The sequence below is a fragment of the Pseudonocardia sp. Ae150A_Ps1 genome (assembly GCF_001932315.1).
Taxonomy (GTDB): Bacteria; Actinomycetota; Actinomycetes; order Mycobacteriales; family Pseudonocardiaceae; genus Pseudonocardia.
Genome location: NZ_MCIJ01000001.1, coordinates 4,503,513 through 4,523,555, shown reverse-complemented (window position 1 = coordinate 4,523,555; position 20,043 = coordinate 4,503,513). Strand labels below are relative to the sequence as shown.

At 73.0% G+C, this 20,043-nt stretch carries 17 protein-coding genes and 1 pseudogene; 4 read left to right on the top strand and 14 right to left on the bottom strand.

Annotated elements, in window-relative coordinates:
- Positions 1–73: 73 nt before the first annotated feature.
- The 3 genes from Ae150APs1_RS21265 to Ae150APs1_RS21255 form a co-directional block, all read right to left on the bottom strand.
- Complete coding sequence (locus Ae150APs1_RS21265) at positions 74–1,213, bottom strand: acetyl-CoA C-acyltransferase (protein WP_075299863.1); 1,140 nt, start codon at positions 1,211–1,213, stop codon at positions 74–76.
- Between the two features lie 110 nt (positions 1,214–1,323).
- On the bottom strand, positions 1,324–1,836 hold the full coding sequence (locus Ae150APs1_RS21260) for a lipocalin-like domain-containing protein (protein ID WP_060573764.1): 513 nt from the start codon (positions 1,834–1,836) through the stop codon (positions 1,324–1,326).
- Positions 1,833–3,176 carry an MFS transporter gene (locus tag Ae150APs1_RS21255; protein WP_075299861.1) on the bottom strand — a complete coding sequence of 448 codons (1,344 nt, stop codon included), beginning with the start codon at positions 3,174–3,176 and terminating at the stop codon, positions 1,833–1,835. The genes Ae150APs1_RS21260 and Ae150APs1_RS21255 overlap by 4 nt, the downstream gene beginning before the upstream one ends.
- A 118-nt stretch (positions 3,177–3,294) precedes the next feature.
- Between Ae150APs1_RS21255 and Ae150APs1_RS21250 the strand changes: the two genes are divergently transcribed.
- Entirely contained in the window at positions 3,295–3,969 is a 675-nt protein-coding gene (locus Ae150APs1_RS21250) for a TetR family transcriptional regulator (RefSeq protein ID WP_075299859.1), read from the top strand.
- 359 nt (positions 3,970–4,328) lie between these two features.
- Positions 4,329–5,849: an AMP-binding protein gene (locus Ae150APs1_RS21245; protein ID WP_075299857.1), complete on the top strand. Its 1,521-nt coding sequence runs from the start codon at positions 4,329–4,331 to the stop codon at positions 5,847–5,849.
- A 36-nt stretch (positions 5,850–5,885) separates the two neighbouring features.
- Here the strand turns inward: Ae150APs1_RS21245 and Ae150APs1_RS21240 are convergent, their stop codons facing one another.
- The 3 genes from Ae150APs1_RS21240 to Ae150APs1_RS21230 all read right to left on the bottom strand — a co-directional run bounded on the left by Ae150APs1_RS21240 (position 5,886) and on the right by Ae150APs1_RS21230 (position 8,391).
- The gene (locus tag Ae150APs1_RS21240; RefSeq protein WP_256385615.1) at positions 5,886–6,665 is read right to left on the bottom strand and encodes an SDR family oxidoreductase; all 780 of its coding nucleotides are present in this window, start codon (positions 6,663–6,665) and stop codon (positions 5,886–5,888) included.
- Between the two features lie 93 nt (positions 6,666–6,758).
- The gene (locus tag Ae150APs1_RS21235; protein WP_060573767.1) at positions 6,759–7,601 is read right to left on the bottom strand and encodes an enoyl-CoA hydratase-related protein; all 843 of its coding nucleotides are present in this window, start codon (positions 7,599–7,601) and stop codon (positions 6,759–6,761) included.
- A gap of 28 nt (positions 7,602–7,629) precedes the next feature.
- Positions 7,630–8,391: an SDR family NAD(P)-dependent oxidoreductase gene (locus tag Ae150APs1_RS21230; RefSeq protein WP_075299853.1), complete on the bottom strand. Its 762-nt coding sequence runs from the start codon at positions 8,389–8,391 to the stop codon at positions 7,630–7,632.
- Between the two features lie 120 nt (positions 8,392–8,511).
- On the opposite strand from Ae150APs1_RS21230, the gene Ae150APs1_RS21225 reads away from it, so the two are divergent.
- Positions 8,512–9,105, top strand: coding sequence for a TetR/AcrR family transcriptional regulator (locus Ae150APs1_RS21225; protein WP_212567243.1), 594 nt, complete (start codon positions 8,512–8,514; stop codon positions 9,103–9,105).
- A 19-nt stretch (positions 9,106–9,124) separates the two neighbouring features.
- Here Ae150APs1_RS21225 and Ae150APs1_RS21220 read toward each other — a convergent pair whose 3' ends face one another.
- Positions 9,125–10,270 carry an aromatic ring-hydroxylating dioxygenase subunit alpha gene (locus Ae150APs1_RS21220; RefSeq protein ID WP_075299849.1) on the bottom strand — a complete coding sequence of 382 codons (1,146 nt, stop codon included), beginning with the start codon at positions 10,268–10,270 and terminating at the stop codon, positions 9,125–9,127.
- Entirely contained in the window at positions 10,267–11,472 is a 1,206-nt protein-coding gene (locus Ae150APs1_RS21215; RefSeq protein ID WP_075299847.1) for a CaiB/BaiF CoA-transferase family protein, read from the bottom strand. Before Ae150APs1_RS21215 ends, Ae150APs1_RS21220 begins: the two co-directional genes overlap by 4 nt.
- A gap of 98 nt (positions 11,473–11,570) precedes the next feature.
- On the opposite strand from Ae150APs1_RS21215, the gene Ae150APs1_RS21210 reads away from it, so the two are divergent.
- Complete coding sequence (locus Ae150APs1_RS21210) at positions 11,571–12,494, top strand: TIGR03621 family F420-dependent LLM class oxidoreductase (protein WP_075299845.1); 924 nt, start codon at positions 11,571–11,573, stop codon at positions 12,492–12,494.
- Between the two features lie 7 nt (positions 12,495–12,501).
- Here the strand turns inward: Ae150APs1_RS21210 and Ae150APs1_RS21205 are convergent, their stop codons facing one another.
- The 6 genes and pseudogenes from Ae150APs1_RS21205 to Ae150APs1_RS21180 all read right to left on the bottom strand — a co-directional run bounded on the left by Ae150APs1_RS21205 (position 12,502) and on the right by Ae150APs1_RS21180 (position 19,993).
- Complete coding sequence (locus Ae150APs1_RS21205; RefSeq protein ID WP_075299843.1) at positions 12,502–13,653, bottom strand: acyl-CoA dehydrogenase family protein; 1,152 nt, start codon at positions 13,651–13,653, stop codon at positions 12,502–12,504.
- A gap of 51 nt (positions 13,654–13,704) precedes the next feature.
- Positions 13,705–15,393 carry an FAD-dependent oxidoreductase gene (locus tag Ae150APs1_RS21200; protein WP_075299841.1) on the bottom strand — a complete coding sequence of 563 codons (1,689 nt, stop codon included), beginning with the start codon at positions 15,391–15,393 and terminating at the stop codon, positions 13,705–13,707.
- Positions 15,394–15,456: 63 nt separating this feature from the next.
- Complete coding sequence (locus Ae150APs1_RS21195; protein WP_075299839.1) at positions 15,457–16,968, bottom strand: AMP-binding protein; 1,512 nt, start codon at positions 16,966–16,968, stop codon at positions 15,457–15,459.
- A 116-nt stretch (positions 16,969–17,084) separates the two neighbouring features.
- Positions 17,085–18,064: pseudogene (locus Ae150APs1_RS21190) on the bottom strand (nitronate monooxygenase family protein).
- A 34-nt stretch (positions 18,065–18,098) separates the two neighbouring features.
- On the bottom strand, positions 18,099–18,875 hold the full coding sequence (locus Ae150APs1_RS21185; protein WP_060576295.1) for an enoyl-CoA hydratase-related protein: 777 nt from the start codon (positions 18,873–18,875) through the stop codon (positions 18,099–18,101).
- A gap of 5 nt (positions 18,876–18,880) precedes the next feature.
- On the bottom strand, positions 18,881–19,993 hold the full coding sequence (locus Ae150APs1_RS21180) for an NDMA-dependent alcohol dehydrogenase (RefSeq protein ID WP_060573776.1): 1,113 nt from the start codon (positions 19,991–19,993) through the stop codon (positions 18,881–18,883).
- Positions 19,994–20,043 lie beyond the last annotated feature (50 nt).

The following is a 20,043-nucleotide window of genomic DNA, read 5'->3' as shown; positions in this document are numbered from 1 at the left end:
TTCCGGGGAGCTGTGGGATCGGTGCGCCGCCGGCACGCGTGCGGCGGCGACGCACCGGGATCAGAGGTGTGTGTCAGAGGAGTTCGAGGATGGTGGCGTTCGCCTGCCCGCCGCCCTCGCACATGGTCTGCAGGCCGTAACGGATGCCGTTGTCCCGCATGTGGTGCACCAGCGTCGTCATGATCCGCGCACCCGAACCACCCAGCGGGTGCCCCAGCGCGATCGCCCCACCGTTCGGGTTCAACCGCTGCGCCACACCCGCGTCGTCCCCACCGATGTCGGCCAGCCACGCCAGCGGCACCGGCGCGAACGCCTCGTTCACCTCGATGTCCGACAGACCCAGCCCCGACTTCGCCAGCGCCTTCTCCGTCGCCGGGATCGGCGCCGTCAACATGATCACCGGATCCGCACCCGCCAGCACCGCGGTGTGCACCCGCGCCACCGGACGCAACCCCAGCTCCGCAGCCTTCTCCGAGGTCGTCATCAGCAACGCCGCCGACCCGTCGGAGATCTGCGACGAGTTCCCCGCATGGATCACCCCACCCTGGTCGGCCTCCTCGAACACCGTCTTCAGCTGCGCGAGACCCTCGAGCGTCCCGCCCCGCCGCACACCCTCGTCGGCGGCGACCCCGGCCAGCGGCGCGATCTGGCCGTCGAACCGGCCCGCGTCCTGCGCCTCGGCGGCACGCGCGTGCGACTGCAGCGCGAACTCGTCGAGCTGCTGCCGCGAGAAGCCCCACTTCTCGGCGATCATCTCCGCGCCCACACCCTGGTTCGGGGCGGTGCCGTACCGCGCCGCGAAGTCCGCACCGAGCGGGTCCTCGCCCTGGCTCGACGAGAACATCGGCACCCGGGTCATCGACTCCACACCACCGGCGACGACCACGTCGTACTGCCCGGCGATCAGGCCCGCCGCCGCGAAGTGCACCGACTGCTGGCTCGACCCGCACTGCCGGTCGACCGTCACACCCGTCACCGACTCCGGGAACCCCGCCGCCAGCGCCGCGTTGCGGGCGATGTCCAGGGTCTGCTCACCGGACTGCGACACGCAGCCCCAGATCACGTCCTCGATCTCAGCCGGGTCGACACCCGACCGCTCCGCCACGCTCCGCAGCACGTGGGCCGACAGATCGGTCGGGTGCACCCCGGCCAGACCGCCCTTGCGCTTGCCGACCGGGCTGCGCACCGCTTCGACGATGACTGCGTCCCGCACGATTGACCTCCAGGGATCGACGTCGTTGGCATCCGGGGCGGTCCGCGGTCAGTGCCGCAACGATGCGGCCCGGAGCTGATGCATCAGTGTTACCGGATCCGTCATCTGTTTCACCACCCTTCCGGGCCCCGTGTCGCCGTTGCGCTCGTCACCGACGGTGGACGGCAGGCCCCGGACTCCGGGCGCCAGGTGAGGCGGTCGCACATCGAGCGCCCGGACCGGGTGTCACGCGACGGCGTGCGCAGCTCGAGCAGCCCGTCGCGCCAGGACACCGTCCGCACCAGGTCGGTCCCCGGGTGCTCCGGGTACAGCGAGATGTCCACGTGGTGCACGACGCGGTCGTCCACGACCTCGAACCGGCCCGAGTAGGCGACGAACTCACGCGCGGCGGCCCCGCGGGCCTCGTCGCCGGCGGACAGGAAGGTCTCACCGGACCGCCACGGACGGTCGCGACGCGCGAGCAGGGCGGTGACGCGCCCGTCCGCCTGGTAGGTCAGCCGGCCGACCGGATCGGGCCCGAGGACGTCACCGATCGGGTCGCCGTCGACGAGCCGGACGAACGACACGAGGTCCCAGGTCCCGAGCAGGCGCTCCCACGGCGACCGCGGGTCCGCCCCGGTCACGCCGGGACCTGACGGTCCGCGGGGCCGTCGTCCACGACCGGGCGGGGCCGGTCGGTGAGCCCGGTCCGCGGGACCAGTGCGACGAGCACCGCGGCGACGAGCCCGACCGCCGTGAACGCCCAGAACACGCCGGTCGCACCGGCCGGGGCCGCGATGACGATGCCGACCATGATCGGCCCGGCGACCCCGCCCAGCCGGCCGAGCCCGGTGCACAGCCCGAGGACCGTGCCCCGCGCGGCAGCCGGGTAGTAGACGCCGGCGAAGCCGTACACCGCGGACTGGGACGACGCGCAGAACCCGATCAGCAGCACCAGGCCGAACACGACCCCCTGGGCCGGCCCCAGGGTCAGGGCCGCGACGGCCGCCGCGCCGGCCAGGAACCCGGTGGAGATGACCCGGCGCGAGCCGAAGCGGTCGGCGAGCCCCGTCAGGACGACCATGCCGACGGCGCTGCCGAGGTTGAACGCCAGCATGAACGACAGCGCCGAGCCGAGGTCGTAGCCGGTCGTGCGGAGGATCTGCGGGATCCAGGTGTTCATACCGTAGGAGACGAGCAGCCCGAAGAAGCTGATCAGCGGGAACAGCACGGCGGCCACGCGGAACCCCGGGGCGGACAACAGGCGGAACGCCGAGCGCCGCTCGTCCCCGGCGGTGGCGCCCTGCCGGACGGCGAGGCCGGACTCGGCGGCGACGCCGACCTCGTACCGGCGGGCGAGCTCCGCGGCCTCGTCGGCACGGCCGCGGGCGACGAGGAACGCCATCGACTCGGGCAGGTTCCGGTAGGCGACGACGAACAGCACGATCCCCACCAGGCCCGCCGCGGCGAACAGGGACTGCCACCCGAAGACCGGGATGACGACGATGGCGATGACCGACACGAGCGCGCCGCCGATCGGGAACCCCGTCTGGACGACGCCGTTGTAGAACTGACGCCGCTCGATCCGCACGTACTCCATGGTCAGCGCGATGACGGTCGGCAGCGCGCCGCCGAACCCGAGCCCCGCCAGGAAGCGCAGGATCGCGAAGACCTCCAGGCTCGGGGCGAGCGCGCACAACCCGGTGAACACGCTGAAGCTCGCGACGCAGCCGAGCACGATGGGCCGCCGGCCCACGATGTCGGTCAGGTACCCCGCCAGCATCGCCCCGATCATCATGCCGAACAGCGAGACGCTGCCGATCAGTCCGGCCTCGACGGTCGTCATGCCCCACACCTGGTCCTGCAGCAGGACCGGGAGGACCGCTCCGAACATGAGCAGGTCGACCCCGTCGAGGACGGTCACCGCAAGGCAGGTGGACACGACGGCCCGGAACCCGGTGCTGCGTGTGGCGGATCTGGACATCGACGTCCTCCGTGTGCTGGGTCGCGTCGGCCGGGAACGGCGCGCGAGGAGGCCGAACCTTATGCAATTAGGTGAGAAGCGGTCAACCATTTCTCCGACGGTCCGGCATGATTCCTCCATGCCACGACCCGACCGCCCGATGCTGAGCCGGAAAATCATCGTCACGGCAGCGCTCGCGATCATCGACGCCGACGGACTGGAGGCGTTCAGCCTCACCCGGCTCGCCCGCGAGATGGGCGTGCAGGCCCCCTCGCTCTACCACCACTTCCCGGACAAGGCATCGATCCTCGAGGCCGTCGCCCGGTCGATCATCCGCGAGACGCCGCAGCCGGTCGCCCGGGACACGGACGACTGGATCGAGTACTTCGTCGCCCTGAGCCTGCTCTTCCGCCGGACGATCCTGCGCCACGCCCACGCCGCGCCGATCCTGCTGGAGTTCATGCCGCGCGAGGTCTTCACGCCGGCCTACGAGACCTCGGCGACCTTCCTGGAGGAGGTCGGCATCCCGCCCCACCTGCACGTCCTCGTCCTCGACGGGCTCGACCGCCTCACCCTCGGCGCCGCACTGACGGACGCGATGAAGGCGCCGGCCGGACAGGACCGGGTCTTCCCGCACGCGGACCCGCAGCAGCACCCGGCCCTGGTCCGGGCGATCGGCAACAACGCGCTCGACCCCGAGACCCTCTGGGTCGAATCCGTCCGGACGTTCCTGCGCGGCATCGACGCCATGCGGCCGGAGACGCCCGCGAGACCCGCGACGACGGACGCCGTGACCCCCCGGAGTGACCCTTGACACTCTCTACCTATCGCCGTAAGGTACCTCCGTCAGGACGGTCGGCCACCATTCCCGAATCGCGTCCCCATATCGCGACCCCGACGACCGGGATCGCCGCGCGAACACATTCCGTCGCTTTCTGGTCACCGATCGGACACCGTTCCCGGAGCCGGCCCGGACCATTCGCGCATGTCTTCTCGGAAGCTCCGCGCGCCGGGATCGGCCGGGAGCAGGTCGCAACACGATGAGACTCTAGACGTTCTTTGTATCACGTGTCAGTCTGGACATGCAGGACCACGACCGCACCGGCGCGCTCGGCGACGGGCCCGTGAGCACCGCGCCCGTCCCGACCCGACGTCCCACCACCGGAGCAGCCGATGAACGTCCCCGAGCTCGTCCGATTCTGGGCCCGCACCCGGCCCGACCACGACGCGATCGCCTTCGAGGGCGCCGCCGAGTCCTGGAGCGCGTTCGACGCCGCGACCGACGACCTCGCCCGCGGTCTCGCCGCCCGCGGGATCGCCCGGGGTGACCGGGTCGCGGTGCTCATGCACAACCGCCCCGAGCTCGCCCGGACCATGGTGGCGGTGCTCAAGCTCGGCGCGATCTGCGTCCCGCTGAACTTCCGGCTGCTGTCCGGCGAGCTCGCCGAACTGCTGGACGACGCGGACTGCTCCCTGGTCGTCACCGAGGAGTCGCTGCTCTCCCTGGTCGCCGACGGCGACGGACGCCACGACATCGTCTCGCTGGGCTCGACCGCCGTCCCCGGGTACGACACGCTGCTCGGCACCCCCGGCCCGGCACCGTCGGCCGACATCGCCGACGACGACGGCGCCTTCCTCTGCTACACCTCGGGCACCACCGGCGTGCAGAAGGGCGCACTGCTGACCCACCGCAGCGTGCTCGCGCCCGCCCAGGCGCAGATGATCGCCTACGGCCTGTCCTGGCGGGACCGCGTCCTGGTACCCGCCCCGCTGGTCTACACCGGCTCCGTCGTGTCGGTGTTCGTGCAGCTCGTGATCTACCCGGGCGCGACCATGGTGCTGCTCGCCGACTTCGACCCGGAGCGCAGCCTGGAGATCATGGTGCGCGAGCGGGTCACCGCGGCGACGTTCGTCCCGGTGATCTGGCAGCGGATGGCCGCCCGTTCCGGCTTCGCCGACGCCGCACTCTCCGCCTTCACCTACGCCGCCGCCGGCGGCGCGCCCGTCGCGACCGAGACCCTGCGTGCCTACCGCGACCGGGGCGTCCCGCTGAACCAGGTCTACGGCCTGACCGAGGCGTCCGGCCTGGTCACCAGCCTGCCCTGGCACGACGCGCTGCACCGCCCCGAGTCCTGCGGCCGGGCGCTGGTCGGCACCGAGGTCCGGGTCGCCGCGGCCACCGGTGAGGTCGGTGAGGTGCTCGTCCGCGGCCCGCACGTGATGCGCGAGTACTGGCGCAGGCCGGAGGCGACCGCCGAGACCGTCGTCGACGGGTGGCTGCACACCGGGGACCTCGGCCGGATGGACGACGAGGGTTTCCTGTCCATCGTGGACCGGAGCAAGGACCTGGTGATCTCCGGCGGCATCAACGTCTATCCGGCCGAGATCGAGAAGGTGCTCGCGGCCGTACCCGGGGTGGGTGACCTCGCCGTCATCGGGGTCCCCGACGAGGTGTGGGGCGAGGTGCCGATGGTCGTCTTCCACTCCGAGCGCGACGCGTCCGTCGTCGTCGCGGAGCTCGCCGCCGCCGCCGGGTCCCGGCTCGCGCAGTTCAAGCAGCCGCGGCACGCCGTCGCCTCGCCGGATCCGCTGCCGCGGACCTTCTCCGGGAAGCTGACCAAGGCCGCGCTGCGCGAGAGGTTCCGGGAGGTCCCGCCCGAGGCGGTCTCCCTGCGCGACACGACACCCGCCTGACCACCGGCCCGGCGGGCCCGGTCCGGGCCCGCCGGGTCAGCGGTGGCGCCGCCGCGCCCGGGACGCCGCCCGGACCGCGTCGGCGGGCCACCCCCGGCCCAGGGACGCGCCGCCGTCCACGACCAGCTCCTGACCGGTGACGAAGCCCGACGCGTCCGAGGCGAGGAACACCGCGGCGTCGGCCAGGTCGTCGGGCTCCCCGGCGCGGGGCAGCGGCTGCAACGACCGCAGGTTCTCCCGGACCGTGTCGACCGAGCGGTCCAGTGCGTCACCGGTGAGGCCCGCGCCGTGCCCCACGATCCGTGTCGCCACACCGCCGGGGACGAGCGTGTTCACCCGGATCCCGTCGGGGGCGAGCTCGACGGCGGCGCTGCGGACGAGCTGGGCGACCGCGGCCTTCGCTGCCCCGTAGGCGTGCGGGCCGTACCCGGTCCGCAGGCCCGCCACGCTGCCGGTGGCGACGATGCTGCCGTGCCCGGCGGCCCGCATCGGCGGCACCGCGTACCTGATCCCGAACAGGACCGAGCGGCAGAGCAGCGCGAACGCGGCGTCCCACTCGTCGGCCGGGATGTCGTCCACGAAGCGCCACCGGCCGACGGCACCGGCGTTGGCGACCAGGCAGTCCAGCCGGCCGTCCCGGTCGAGCACCTCCGCGACGGCGCCCTCCACGTCGGACTCCCGCAGCACGTCGACCCGCCGGAACCGGGCCCGCGGCCCCAGCTCGCCGGCGAGCGCCGCACCGCGCTCGGTGTCGACGTCGCACACCAGCACCGAGGCCCCCTCGGCGACGAACCGCGCGGCGACCGCCGCCCCGATCCCGCTCGGCGACGAACCGCGCAGCGACCGCCGCCCCGATCCCGCTCGCCGCCCCGGTCACGACCGCGGTGCGCCCGGCCAGCGCGGGGCCGGTCACCGGTCCCGGAACACGGGCGGGCGCTTCTCCAGGAACGCCTCGACCGCCTCGCGGTGGTCCTTCGTCAGCGCGGTCAGGATCTGCGAGCGGTTCTCCAGCTCGACCGCGGCCTGGAAGCTGCCGGTCTCCTGGTTCGCCCACAGGACCTCCTTGCTCATCCACACACCGAACGGGCTGTGGCCGGCGATGAGCCGGGCCCGTTCCAGGGCGGCCTCCTGCAGTGCGTCGTCGTCGACGACCGCCGCGACCAGGCCGATCCGCTCCGCCTCGTCCGCGTCGACCGTCCGGCCGGTGAGGATCAGGTCGGTCGCCCGGGCGAAGCCGACCATCCGGGGCAGCAGCCAGCTCAGCCCGATGTCGGTGCCGCCGAGGCCGCGCCGGATGAACGACGCCTGCAGGATCGCCGAACGTGCCATCAGCCGGATGTCGCAGAACACGGCCAGCGCCATGCCGCCACCGACCGCCGCGCCGTTGACGGCGCCGATGATCGGGGCCCGGACCCGCCGGAAGGTCTCGCCGAGGCTCGAGATGTGCTGCTGGACGCGCATCCCCGCCTGGGAACGTCCCTCCTCCGCGGGGCTGCCCGGTGGGTCCCCGTAGCCGCGGAGGTCGAGGCCCGCGCAGAACGCCCGGCCGGCGCCGGTCAGCACGATCGCGCGGACCCCGGAGTCCTCCTGGACCGCGCGCAGCTCGTCGTGCAGGGCCTCGACCAGCTCCGCACCCATGGCGTTGAGCGCTCCGGGCCGGTTCAGGGTGATCCGCAGGATCCCCGGCTCCGGCCGGTCGGTCAGGACCGGCCGGTCGTCCGGTACGGGTACGGCGTCGCCGGTGGTCGTCATCCGTCCTCCAGGGGTTCTCTCGGCGGGCTCACCGGTGCAGGCCGGACGGACCGCCCAGCCACACACCCAGCTGCTCACCCGAGACGTGTGCCGCGCGGTCCGCGACCAGGTAGGACACGGCGTCGGCGACGGCGTCGGGCGGGATCTCCGGCCACTGTCCACGGAGGACCTCCATGGCCTTCTCCCCCTCGCCGCGGGTCATCCCGGTCTCGACGAACCCCGGGATCACCGAGTTGACCGTGATCCCGCGGCGCGCCGTCTCCTTGGCCAGCACCTCGACCAGCGCCCCGACGCCCGCCTTCGCGGCGGCGTAGGCGCCGGTCCCGGGCAGGACCGACCGGCCGGCCGCCGGGCTGCCGACGAACACGATCCGGCCGTGCCCCGCCTCGTACATCGCCGGGAGCACGGCGTGCGTGCAGTAGAAGGCCCCGCTGAGGTTGACGCCGATCACCCGGTCCCAGTCGGCAGGGTCGAGCCGCCGGGCCGACGCGGTCAGGTTCATCCCGGCGTTGTTGACCAGGACCGACGGTGCGGCCCACAGCGCGGTCACCCGCTCGACCAGCTCCGTCACCGCGGCGGGATCGGTGACGTCGGCCTGCAGGCACTCCGCGGTCCCGCCGGCTCCCCGGATCTCCTCGACGAGCGCCTCGGCCTCGGCCCCGCTGGTCGCGTAGTCGACGGCGACGGCGTGGCCGTCGGCCGCGAGCCGCCGGGCGACCGCGGCCCCGATCCCGCGGGCCCCTCCGGTGAGCAGCGCGACCCGCCGGGCCGCGGCGTCGGGTGACGGCACGCGTACGTCCTCTCCTCGGTTCCGATCATCCTGACACGTGAGACGAATACCGTCCATTGTCACAGCGCCTGCACGGGACGAGCGTCGAGGAACACCGGGGCCGCTCCGTATGCTGGGCCGGTGCCCGACCGCTCGCCTCCGGTGACCACCCGGCCCTCCGCTGCCGTCGAGCGGATCCTCGACGCCGCCGACGCGTGCTTCGCCCACTACGGCATCGCCAAGACGACGATGGAGGACGTCGCGTCGGCGGCGGAGATCTCCCGCGCGACGCTCTACCGCACGTTCTCCGACCGGGAGAGCCTGCTGACGGCGCTGGTCCGCCGCCGCGCACGGATGAACATCGAGCGCAGCCGGGCCCGGATCATGGCGCTGGGCTCGCTCACCGAGCGCGTCGTGGAGGGCATCACGCTCAACGTCCGGGTCGGGCACCGGGACCCGCTGATGCACGCGCTCGTCTCCCCCGAGCAGATGGCGCTGGCGAACACCCTCCTGAGCTCGACCGGGCTGGCGACGGAGCTGACCCACGAGTTCTGGGAGCCCGTCCTGGCCTCGGCACGGGACACCGGCGAGATCCGGGCGGACCTCGACCTGGCCGGCCTGTGCGAGTGGATCTCCCGGCTGGAGATCATGTTCATCGTCCAGCTGGAGGACACGGACCGCATCCGCCGGCTCGTGGCCGACTTCGTCGTGCCCGCGCTCACGGCGGCCCGCTGAGCGGGCCGGCCGGAGCGCGTCAGTCGCCCAGGTCGGCGGCGAGCTCGCGGTGCAGGTGCTGGCAGGCCTGCTCGTTGCGGCCGTAGAGGAACGTCCCGTGCGGCCACGCGGCCGCGTTCTGCTGGATCGTCAGCTCCATCGGCCAGTCCTCGTTCACGGCGGCGTCCTGCAGGATCTCCCAGCTCCGCCGGATCCGCCGCTCGATCCGCTCGGTCCGCTTCTCCGGGCGGACCAGGAACCGGATCTGCGTCGTCGACCGGTTCGGGTCGGTCGTGTCGGGCCACACGGTCCAGAACTCCACGTGGTCCGGCGTCGAGATGACCATGGAGTTCGGGTAGAGGAACAGGTTGCTGCCCATCAGCCGGAAGTCGGCGTCGACCTCCTCCCCGGCGCGGGCGAGGTCGCCCATCCGGGTCCGCGGGCTGAAGGACTGGCCGTGCCGGCCGTACTGCCGCCACACGCTGGTGTTCGTCTCGATCAGCTTCCCGACGCCCTCGGGGTGCAGGAACTTCGGGTGCAGGACGTCGATCGCACCGTCGAGGACGATCTTCCAGTTGATGTCCAGGGTGAACGGCTCGTCGAGGAAGATCTCGGCGCCGCCGAGGCCGTAGGGCGACAGCTGCGCGTCCACCTCCGGCCCCAGCCAGTCGTCGATCTCGAGGTCCTGGTCACCGGACAGGACGGCGAACAGGAAGCCGTGCCGCTCCTCGGTCCGGATCCGGTGCAGGCCGTGCCGGTCCTTGTCGACGTGGGTGTAGAAGTCGTCGTACGGCACGCCGCGCAGGCCGCCGTCCTCCCGGGAGTAGCTCCAGCCGTGGTAATGGCAGGTGAAGATCCGCTTCTGCCCGCACGGCTCGTCCTCCACCCGGCCGCCGCGGTGCCGGCAGATGTTGAGGTAGGAGCCGACCGTGCCGTCCGACCGGCGGACGACGATCAGCGGCATCCCGAGGATCTCGCGGGTCAGGAAGCTGCCGGGCCTCGCGATCTCCGAACCGTGCCCGATGATCACCGGCAGCCGCTTCAGGAGCGCCCGCTCCTGCGCGGCCCGCTCCTCACCGACGAAGTGCGAGATCGGCACCCGGAGGTCGGTCGGGGACATCTCCGTGGTCCCGGCGCGCAGGTGCTCGGCGAGGGTGTGTGCGACGTCGTCGTTCAGCAGTGTCATGTCTCGGTCCCCCGGGTGGTGGTGGTCGACGGGCGGGACGCTCGTATCTCCCCGAGCACCTCGTCGGTGTGGGCCCCGAGGTCCGGGGCCCGCTGCGGCGCGAACTCCTCCCCGACGACCCGGACGGGGCTGGCGGCGAACCGGAACCCGTCCTGGTCGTAGGTGGTGGCGCGGGCCGTGAAGTGCGGGTCGTCCACCAGCTCGGTCACGGTGTTGACCGGGCCTCCCGCGATGTCGCGGGCCAGGAACAGCGCGGTCCACTCGGCCCGCGTCCGGGTGCGGAACACCGCGTCGAGCTCCCGCCAGACGTGCCGGGCGCGCGCGTCGGACCCCTCGTCCACCGACACGAGATCGACCTCCAGCAGGTCCGGCCGGTCGACCGCGTCGCAGAACGCCCGCCAGAACTTCGGCGTGTGCGAGCCGAACACCATCGCGCCGCCGTCCTTCGTGGCGTACGCGTCGAGCAGCGGCCAGTCCGGCAGCCGCCCGTCGGCGGTCCAGCCCGGACGCCGGTGGGTGCGGCCGGCGTTCAGCGCGCCGTCGATCCGGTCCGGCATCCAGGCGATCGCGACGTCGGCGCTGCTCACCTGCAGGCGCGCGCCCTCTCCGGTGGTGCGTGCCCGCAGCACCGCCGCCAGGACCGCCATCGCGCCGTACGCGCCCACGGCGTACATCGCCTGCGGGGTCTCCCCCGAGCCGCCCATCACCCCGGGCGGGGACGGCCGCGCGGTGTCCACCGTGCGCAGCCCGGCGTAGGCGTCGAACCACATCCCGCCGGTGGCGAGGTCCCGGTACGGCCCCTCGGCCCCGGTGCCGGAGACCTCGCACAGCACGGTCGACGGGCGCTGCCCGGCCAGGCGCTCCCAGCCGAGTCCGAGCCGGTCGAGGTACCCGTGCCTCGTCCCCTCGACCACCGCGTCGGCGGACGCGGCGAGCCGGAGGAACGCCTCGGCGCCGTCCGCCGTGCGCAGGTCGAGCTCGACGCTACGCTTGCCGCGGTTCCACCGCAGGTGCATGAACCCGGGGCCGTCCGGTCCGCCGACGGCCTGCGCCCCGGCGTACCGGACGCCCTCGCCGCGGCCGGGCGTCTCGATCTTGATGACGTCGGCGCCGAGATCGGCGAGGTGCCCGCCGACCGACGACGGCGCCAGCTGCGCGACCTCGACGACGCGCACGCCGTCGAGCAACGAGTATCCGCCCACCACTCCTCCTCCGTCCGTCGCCGAACCGTGACACGTGAGACAATATCTGTCAATCATCTTATGACGCTGGACGCTACCTTCTGCCTTAAGGTGAAGCGATGTCGGGATTCCGTTTCGGAGTGCTCAGCACCGGTGCCACCTGCGGTCCAGGAGGCTGGCCGGCGTTCGCCCGGCGGGTCGAGGACCAGGGCTGGTCGGTGCTCCAGGTCCCCCAGCACTTCAGCGTACCGTCGGTACCGCCGCTGCCCGCCCTCGCGACGGCGGCCGCGGCCACGTCGGGGCTGACCGTCGGGACGCTGGTGCTGGACAACGAGACCGGCCACCCGGCCGTCGTCGCGCGGGACGCCGCGTGGCTCGCCGCCGCGACCGGCGGCCGGTTCGAGCTGGGCATCGGGGCGGGCTGGATGGCCGCCGACCACACGATGCTCGGCCGTCCGTTCCGGGAGCCCGCCGAGCGGGTCGACCGCCTCGGCGAGGCCCTCGCGCTGATCCGGGGGTGCTGGGCCGGGCGGACGTCGTTCGCCGGGACGCACTACGTGCTGGAGGACCTGCCGGAGGGTGCCGCCACCGCGACCCCGCCGCGGCTGCTCGTGGGCGGCGGCGGGCGGCGGGTGCTCGATCTCGCGGCCCGGCACGCCGACGTCGTCGGGATCGCCCCGGACATGCGGAGCGGCCGGATCGGCCGCGCCGCGGCACGGACCACCGGACGGGAGCAGGTCACGGCCAAGGCGGCCCGGATCCGGGAGGTGGCCGCGGCCCGCGGGGCCACGGTCGAGCTGCACATGTCGATCACCGGGATCCACGACCGCGCCGACACCGCCCGGATCGACCGGCTGGCCGACAGCTTCGGCGTCGCGCCCGGCGAGGTACCCCGGCTGCCCAGCGTGCTCGTGGGGGACACCGCGGAGATCGCCGACGAGCTCCGCCGCCGCCGCGACGAGACGGGCGTGAGCTACCTGACGGTGAACGAGACGCTGCTGGAGCGGATGGCCCCGGTCGTCGCCGAGCTCGCCGGGACCTGAGGGGCTCTCAGCCCCGGACGAGATCCCGGCTGATGATCTCCTTCATGATCTCGTTCGCGCCGCCGTAGATCCGCTGGACCCGGGCGTCGGTGAAGGCGCGCGCGATCGGGTACTCGGTCATGTAGCCGTAGCCGCCGTGCAGCTGGACCCCGGCGTCGATCACCTGCCACTGCATCTCGGTGGCCCACCACTTGGCCTTGGCGGCGTCCACCGGGGTGAGCCGGCCCGCGTTCAGCTCACGGACGCACCGGTCGACGTAGCTGCGGGTGACCTCGATCCGGGTCCGGAGGTCGGCGAGCGTGAACCCGACGCTCTGCTGCGCGGCGAGCGGCTTGCCGAAGGCCGTGCGCTCGCGGGTGTGGTCGAGCGTCCACCGGAACGCGGCCTCGGCCGAGCACTGCGCGGCGACCGCGATGCCCATCCGCTCACGGGGCAGGTTCTGCATCAGCGCCGGCAGTCCGCCGCCGAGCTCGCCGAGCAGGTTGGCCGCCGGCACCCGGGCGTCCTGGAAGAACAGCTCCGCGGTGTCCTGGCCGGGGAGCCCGATCTTGTCCAGCTTGCGGCCGCGCTCGAAGCCCGGGGTGTCCCGCTCGACGACGAACAGGGAGTACCCGGCGGAGCCCGCGTCCGGGTCGGTGCGGGTCACGACGACGACCAGGTCCGAGGTGATCCCGTTGCTGATGAACGTCTTGGAGCCGTTGAGGACCCAGTGGTCGCCGTCGCGGACGGCGGTCGTCGCGATGCCCCGCAGGTCACTGCCCGCCGCGGGCTCGCTCATCGCGATGGCGGCGATCGTCTCCCCGGTCGCGAAGCCGGGGAGCCAGCGCTCCCGCTGCTCCGGGCCGGCGAGGTTCAGCAGGTAGCCGAGGACGATGTCGTCGTTGGTCCCGAACGCGGACTGGAGGGACGCCGCCCCGGCCGCGGCGATCTGCTCGGACAGCACGAAGCGGAACCGGTAGTCCGGCTCGCCCGCGCCGCCGTACTCCTCCGGCACCGCGAGCCCGACCAGGCCGGCCGCACCCGCCTTCTTCCAGGTCTCCCGGTCGATCTGCCGGTCGGTGTCCCACCGCTCCACGTTGGGCACCACCTCCCGGGTCACGAAGGCCCGGGCCGTCTCGCGGTACGCCTCGTGGTCGGCCCCGTACAGGTCGGTCTCCACGCGGTCTCTCCTTCCGGCCGGTCGGACCGGCGGTGAACGGGACGGACGGTGTCAGCGGGTCGCCGCGGCCTCGGCCACGTCGAGCATGTCCCGGATGTCGACGAGCTTGACCCGGGGTCGTCCCTCGCCCCGGCCGGTCCGCCGCTCGTGGGCGTCGATCGCCTTCCAGGCGGCGAGCCCCATCGCCTCGGGCCTGCGCTCGGCCACCAGCGCCGAGCACTCCGGCCCCCCGGCCCGCGGGGTGTCCAGCCGGCCCGCCGACCAGTCCGCCAGCAGGGCGTTCACGGTGTCCTCGGCGCACCAGCGGTTCGTCCCGATGACGCCGCTCGGGCCGCGCTTGATCCAGCCCGCGGTGTAGACGCCGGTCACGGCCTCGCCGGTGTCCGGGTCGGTGACCCGGCCGTCGTCGTTCGGGAGGACCCCGCGCTGCTCGTCGAAGGGCACCCCGGGGATCCGCGCGCCGCGGTAGCCGACCGAGGTGAGGACGAGCCCGCAGTCGAGGTCCTCGGTCTCGCCGGTCGGCCGGGCGGCGACCCGGTCCCCGTCGGCGACCGCGGTGTTCCGCGCGACGCGGACGCCCTCGACGCGCTCCTCCCCGAGGATCTCGTCGGGCCCGGTCAGGAACCGGAGGACGATGCGGCGGCCGGCACCGCCCGGCTCGCGCCCGGCGAGCTCGCGCAGCGCGTCCAGCTTCAGGGTGAGGACCGGGTCCGGCTCCCGCTCCAGCCGGGCCGCCGTGACCTCGTCGAGCTCGATCTCCGCGGGGTCGACGACGACGTCGATCCCGGGAAGGTCGCCGAGCGCCAGGATCTCGGGGGTGGTGAACGCCGCCTGGGCGGGGCCCCGGCGGCCGAGGACCACGACCTCGCGGACCGCGCTGTCCCGCAGGGCGGAGAGCGCGTGCGCCGAGGTGTCGGTGCCCGCCAGGTGCTCCTCCCCCGCGACCAGCACGCGGGCGACGTCGAGGGCGACGTTGCCGTTGCCGACGACGACCGCGCGCTCGCCGGACAGGTCGAACTGCCGGTCCGCGGCGTCCGGATGGCCGTTGTACCAGGCCACGAAGTCGGTGGCCGAGCTGCAGCCGGGCAGGTCCTCCCCGGTGATCCCGAGGCTCCGCCCGCCCGGGGCACCGACCGCGTACAGCACCGCGTGGTGGTGGGCGAGCAGCTCGTCGTGCCCGATGTGCTCCCCCACCTCGACGTTGAGGTGCAGGTCGACCTTCCGCCGCCCCCAGGTGCGGGCGAGCGCGGTGCCCGCGCCCTTGGTGTCCTGGTGGTCGGGAGCCACGCCGTGCCGGATCAGGCCGCCCGGCACCGGCAGGCGGTCGATCATCGTGATCTCGACGTCCAGCCCGCGCCGGCGCAGCATGCTCTCCGCCGCGTAGCAGGCGGCCGGGCCGGTCCCGACGACGGCGACCCGCAACGGCCCCGCCCCCTCGGGCGAGCTGATCTCCGGCTCGGTCCGCGCCGTCCGCGCGGCCGGCTCCCGGCCGTCGTACCAGGCCGCGTTGATCCGCAGGTAGCGCTCGTCGACCGGTTCGAGGTCCTCGTCCGGCACGATCGCCGACACCGGGCACACGTCGATGCAGGCCGCGCAGTCGATGCAGGTGTCCGGATCGATGTAGAGCATCTCGGCACTCGCGTAGCCCGGCTCGTCGGGCGTCGGGTGGATGCAGTCGACCGGGCAGACCTCGACGCAGGACGCGTCGTTGCAGCACGAGCGGGTGATCACATGGGTCATCGGTGGTCCTCGACGGTGCGGACGGGAGCAGGCCGCCGGCGGCGGGATGCGTCGCGCTGGGGATCAACGCACCTTCTGGTGGGTGGACGTGATGTCCGAGTACTCGGTGCGGATCGCCGGCTTCGCGATCTTCCCGCTGGGCAGCCGCGGCAGCGGGTCCTCGCGGACCACGACGTAGCGCGGGACCTTGTAGTCCGCCATGTGCCGGTTGCACTCCGCGATGATCGACGCCTCGTCGAGGCCCTCGCCCCAGACGATCGCCGCCGGGGTCTCGCCGAACCGCTCGTCCTTGGCGGCGATCACCGAGACCTCCTTCACCCCGGGGATCTGCGAGATCACGGCCTCCAGCTCGAACGGCGACACGTTGATGCCACCGGTGATGATCAGGTCCTTGAGCCGGTCGACGAAGGTGAGCCGGCCGCCCTCGTCGCGGTTCCCGAGGTCGCCGCTGTGCAGCCAGCCGTCACGCAGCGCCTTGGCCGTGTTCTCCTCGTCCTGCCAGTACCCGGGTGTGACACCGGGCCCGCGCATGAGGATCTCGCCGTTCTCGCCGGGCTCGCACTCGGTGCCGTCGTGGCGGACGACCTTGATCTCGGTGAAGACGTTGCCGCTGCCGCACTTGTCGGGGTGGTCGGCGGCCTCCTCCGGCCACGTCGCGGTCGCGACGCCACCGACCTCGGTCATCCCGTAGATCTGGCGGAGCACGACGTCCTTCGCCGCGTACGCCTCCAGCAGCGGCACGGGCACCGCCGCGCCACCGACGATCGCGGTGTCCAGGCTGCTGAGGTCGGCGTCGGCGAACTCCGGGGTCGCGGCCAGCGCCTGGAAGATCAGCGGCACGCCGAACATGACGGTGATCCGGTGCTTCTCGATCAGCTGCACGGAGCGCGACGGCTTCATCTCCCGCTCCGCGACCAGCGTCCCGCCGAGCACACCGGTGATCACCACGCCGTAGACCAGGCCCGGGGTGAAGGCCAGGGGCAGCAGGAGGAGCGTCCGCGCGCCGGGCCGCATCCCGGGGTCGGTCAGCGAGTTCTCGAAGACGATGTCGAGCAGCGTCCGGTTGGTGCAGACGACACCCTTGGACAGGCCGGTCGACCCGCTGGTGAACAGGATCGCCACCGGGTCCGCGGGGTCGAGGTCGATCCGGAAGTCGTCGGTGCCGCCGGTGCGGAGCCGGCCGACCTCGTCGAACGGGACGGTCGTGAGGTCGTGCCCGAGCCCGACGACCTCCTTGAGCGTCTCCTCGTGCGCCTCCGCGGTCACGACCACCCGGGCGCCGGAGTCGCCGAGGATCTTGTGCAGCTCGCTCGCCACCAGCCGGGGGTTGAGCGGGACGAGCACGCCGCCCGCCTTGATGATCCCCCAGGCCGTCACGACCCACTCGACGCTGTTCGCGCTCATCAGCCCGATCCGGTCGCCGGGCGAGACGCCCTCCCCGACCAGCCTGCGGGCGAGCCGTCCGGACCAGTCCTGCAGCTGCCGGTAGGTCACGGCGTCGTCGCCGACGACGACCTGCTGGTCCGGCTTCCGACGAGCCCACCAGTGCAGGGCCGATGCAACTGACGTCGCCATGATTCTCCTTCTCGCGCCACGGTGCGCAGCCGGCGACCGGACGGGGCCTCGGGCCCCGGACCTCCCGGTCACGTGGACATCCTTCGGTGGGCCGTCGGACCGGCCCGGTACGGGTCTCAGGCCGGTACGACGACCCGGCCGGCGAGCCGGCCGAGCACCTCCTCGGCATCGGCGACGATGCGGTGCACCAGCTCGGCGACCGTGGGGATGTCGTCGATCAGTCCCTGGCACTGGCCCGCCGTCCAGACACCGGCGTCGAGCTCGCCGGTCTCGAACACGGTCCGCCCGCGGGCCCCGCCACCAGCTCGCGGACGTCGGGGAACTGCCCGCCCTCGTCGAGGATCCGGACGACCTCGGTGCTGACCGCGTTCCGCGCCACCCGTGCGGTGTTCCGCAGCGGGCGGAAGATCAGGTCGGTGGCCCGCTCGTCGGCGTCCACGATCGCCTGCTTCACGTTCCGGTGCACCGGCGCCTCCGCGGTCGCCATGAACCGGGTGCCCATGTTGATGCCGTCGGCGCCGAGCGCGAGCGCCGCCGCGAGGCCGCGGCCGTCGGCGAACCCGCCGGAGGCCACCACCGGGACCGACAAGCGGGCCGTCGCCGCCGGGATCAGGACGAGCCCCGGCACGTCGTCCTCGCCGGGGTGCCCCGCGCACTCGAACCCGTCGATGCTCACGCCGTCCACGCCCACCCGCTCGGCCTTGAGGGCGTGCCGGACGCTGGTGCACTTGTGCAGCACCTTCACGCCGTGCTCGTGGAAGAGCGGGAGGTGCGGCTCGGGGTTGGACCCGGCCGTCTCGACGATCGGGATGCCGGACTCGACGATCACCCGCCGGTACTCGTCGTACGGCGGCGGGTCGATCGCCGGGAGGATCGTCAGGTTCACCCCGAACGGCCGGTCGGTGAGCTCGCGGCAGCGCGCGATCTCCTTCGCCAGGTCCTCGGGGGTCGGCTGGGTCAGCGCGGTCAGGAAGCCGAGGCCGCCGGCCTCGGCGACCGCGGCGACGAGCTCCGCGCGGCCCACCCACTGCATCCCGCCCTGGACGACCGGGTGCTCGATCCCGAAGACCTCGGTGAACCTCGTACGCAGCGCCATCTGTCTCCTCCCGCTGGGATCCGGTGCGGCGGCGTCAGAGCCGCTCGGTGAACTCCGCGTCCCGCTTCTCGCGGAACGCGCTGAAGGCCTCCCGCGAGTCGTCGCCGCGCAGCGTGATCGCCTGCGCGGCGGCCTCCGCGTCCAGGGCCTCCTGGATGCTGCGGTCACCGCCGTCGGTGAGCAGCCGCTTGGTCAGCGCCATCGCCACCGCGGGCCCGGCGGCGAGCCGGTCCACCAGGTCGCCCGTGACGGTGTCGAGTTCGGACACCGGCACGACCCGGTTGACCAGGCCGATCTCGGCGGCGCGGTCCGCGGGGACGATCTCGCCGAGCAGGCAGAGCTCCTTCGCCCGGTGCAGGCCGACCAGCCGGGGCAGGACCCAGGACCCGCCGAAGTCGACGGCCAGCCCGCGCCGGACGAACACCTCGGAGAAGCGGGCCCGGTCGGACGCGACGACGAGGTCGCAGGCCAGGGCCAGGTTCAGCCCCGCCCCGACGGCCACCCCGTCGACGCGCGCGACGGTCGGGGTGGCCATCCGGTGCAGCGCCAGCGCCGTGCGGTTGATCCGGTTCATCGAGCCGAGCGGGTGCCGCTCGTCGGACACCGCCGACAGGTCCGCCCCGGAGCAGAAGTCGCCGTCCCGCCCGGTCACGACGACGACCCGCACCTGCGGGTCGTCGTCGAGCTCGGTCAGCAGGCGGTACAGCTCGTCGAGCATCGAGGCGGTCAGCGCGTTGCGCCGGCCCGGGTTCGACAGCTCGACCGTCGCCGCCGGACCGCTCCGCCGGACGGTCACCTCCGCCTGCGCCACGCCGGTCACGCGAAGTCGACCACTCCGCGCAGGTTCAGGCCCGCGTGCATGTCGGCGTAGCCCTGGTTGATCTCCTCGAGCTTGTACCGCCGGCTCACGAGCTCGTCGAGCCGCAGGTAGCCCTGCTGGTACATGTTCAGGAAGTAGGGCACGTCGCGGGTCGGCGACGACATGCCGAACAGTGCGCCCTGGATCCGCTTCTGGTACATCGCGAACTCCATCAGGTTCACCGGGATGCCGGTGGCCATGAAGTTCGCGACGGCGGTGAGCACCACGATGCCGTCCTTGCGGACCGACGCGAACGCCTCGGCGACGTGCTCGCCGGTCGCGACGCCGACGCAGACGATCGCGCTGTCCGCGCCCTGGCCGTTGGTCAGGTCCTTGGCCAGTGCGGTGGCCTCGGCCATGGTGCCGACCGCGTCGGTCGCACCGAGCTTGAGCGCGCTCTCGCGCTTGAACTCGACGGGGTCGACCGCGATGACGCGCAGGGCGCCACCGTGCTTCGCACCCTGCACCGCGTTGATGCCGATCCCGCCGACACCCATGACGATCACGACGTGCCCGGGCCGCACCTGGCCGGCGTTCACGGCGGATCCCCACCCGGTCGGGACACCGCAGCCCACGAGGGCGGCGCTCTCCAGCGGGATGCTCTTGTCGATCTTGATGGCGCCCCACTCGGGGAGGACGCTGTACTCGGAGAAGGTCGACACGAGCGAGCACTGGGCGATGTCGGTGTCGCCGTGGTGCAGGCGGAAGGTCCCGTCGAGCTGGGTCCCGGTCATCATGAACGCGCCGTTGTCGCAGAGGTTCTGCTTGCCCTCGGCGCACCAGCGGCAGCGGCCGCAGCCGGGGATGAAGCTGGCCACGATGTGGTCGCCGGGCTGCAGGTCCCGCACGCCGGAGCCGACCCGCTCGACCACGCCGGCACCCTCGTGCCCGCCGCAGTACGGGTAGTGCGCCGACGGCACGTCACCCTTGGTGAGGTGGTCGTCGGAGTGGCACAGCCCGGCGGAGGTGTACCGCACGAGGATCTCGTGCTCCTTGGGCTCGTCGACGTCGATCTCGATGACGTCCCACTCGCCCGGTGCTTCCCACAGGACAGCTGCCCTCGACTTCATCGTCTTGTTCCTCTCGGGGAATGTGCGGTATGCCGCTCGGAGCGGAGCGA

Excerpts from the sequence above, each read along its gene's own strand:
- Ae150APs1_RS21255 (WP_075299861.1), bottom strand. The coding sequence starts at position 3,176 with ATGTCCAGATCCGCCACACGCAGCACCGGGTTCCGGGCCGTCGTGTCC.
- Ae150APs1_RS21250 (WP_075299859.1), top strand. The coding sequence starts at position 3,295 with ATGCCACGACCCGACCGCCCGATGCTGAGCCGGAAAATCATCGTCACG.
- Ae150APs1_RS21245 (WP_075299857.1), top strand. The coding sequence starts at position 4,329 with ATGAACGTCCCCGAGCTCGTCCGATTCTGGGCCCGCACCCGGCCCGAC.
- Ae150APs1_RS21235 (WP_060573767.1), bottom strand. The coding sequence starts at position 7,601 with ATGACGACCACCGGCGACGCCGTACCCGTACCGGACGACCGGCCGGTC.
- Ae150APs1_RS21220 (WP_075299849.1), bottom strand. The coding sequence starts at position 10,270 with ATGACACTGCTGAACGACGACGTCGCACACACCCTCGCCGAGCACCTG.
- Ae150APs1_RS21210 (WP_075299845.1), top strand. The coding sequence starts at position 11,571 with ATGTCGGGATTCCGTTTCGGAGTGCTCAGCACCGGTGCCACCTGCGGT.
- Ae150APs1_RS21200 (WP_075299841.1), bottom strand. The coding sequence starts at position 15,393 with ATGACCCATGTGATCACCCGCTCGTGCTGCAACGACGCGTCCTGCGTC.
- Ae150APs1_RS21195 (WP_075299839.1), bottom strand. The coding sequence starts at position 16,968 with ATGGCGACGTCAGTTGCATCGGCCCTGCACTGGTGGGCTCGTCGGAAG.
- Ae150APs1_RS21180 (WP_060573776.1), bottom strand. The coding sequence starts at position 19,993 with ATGAAGTCGAGGGCAGCTGTCCTGTGGGAAGCACCGGGCGAGTGGGAC.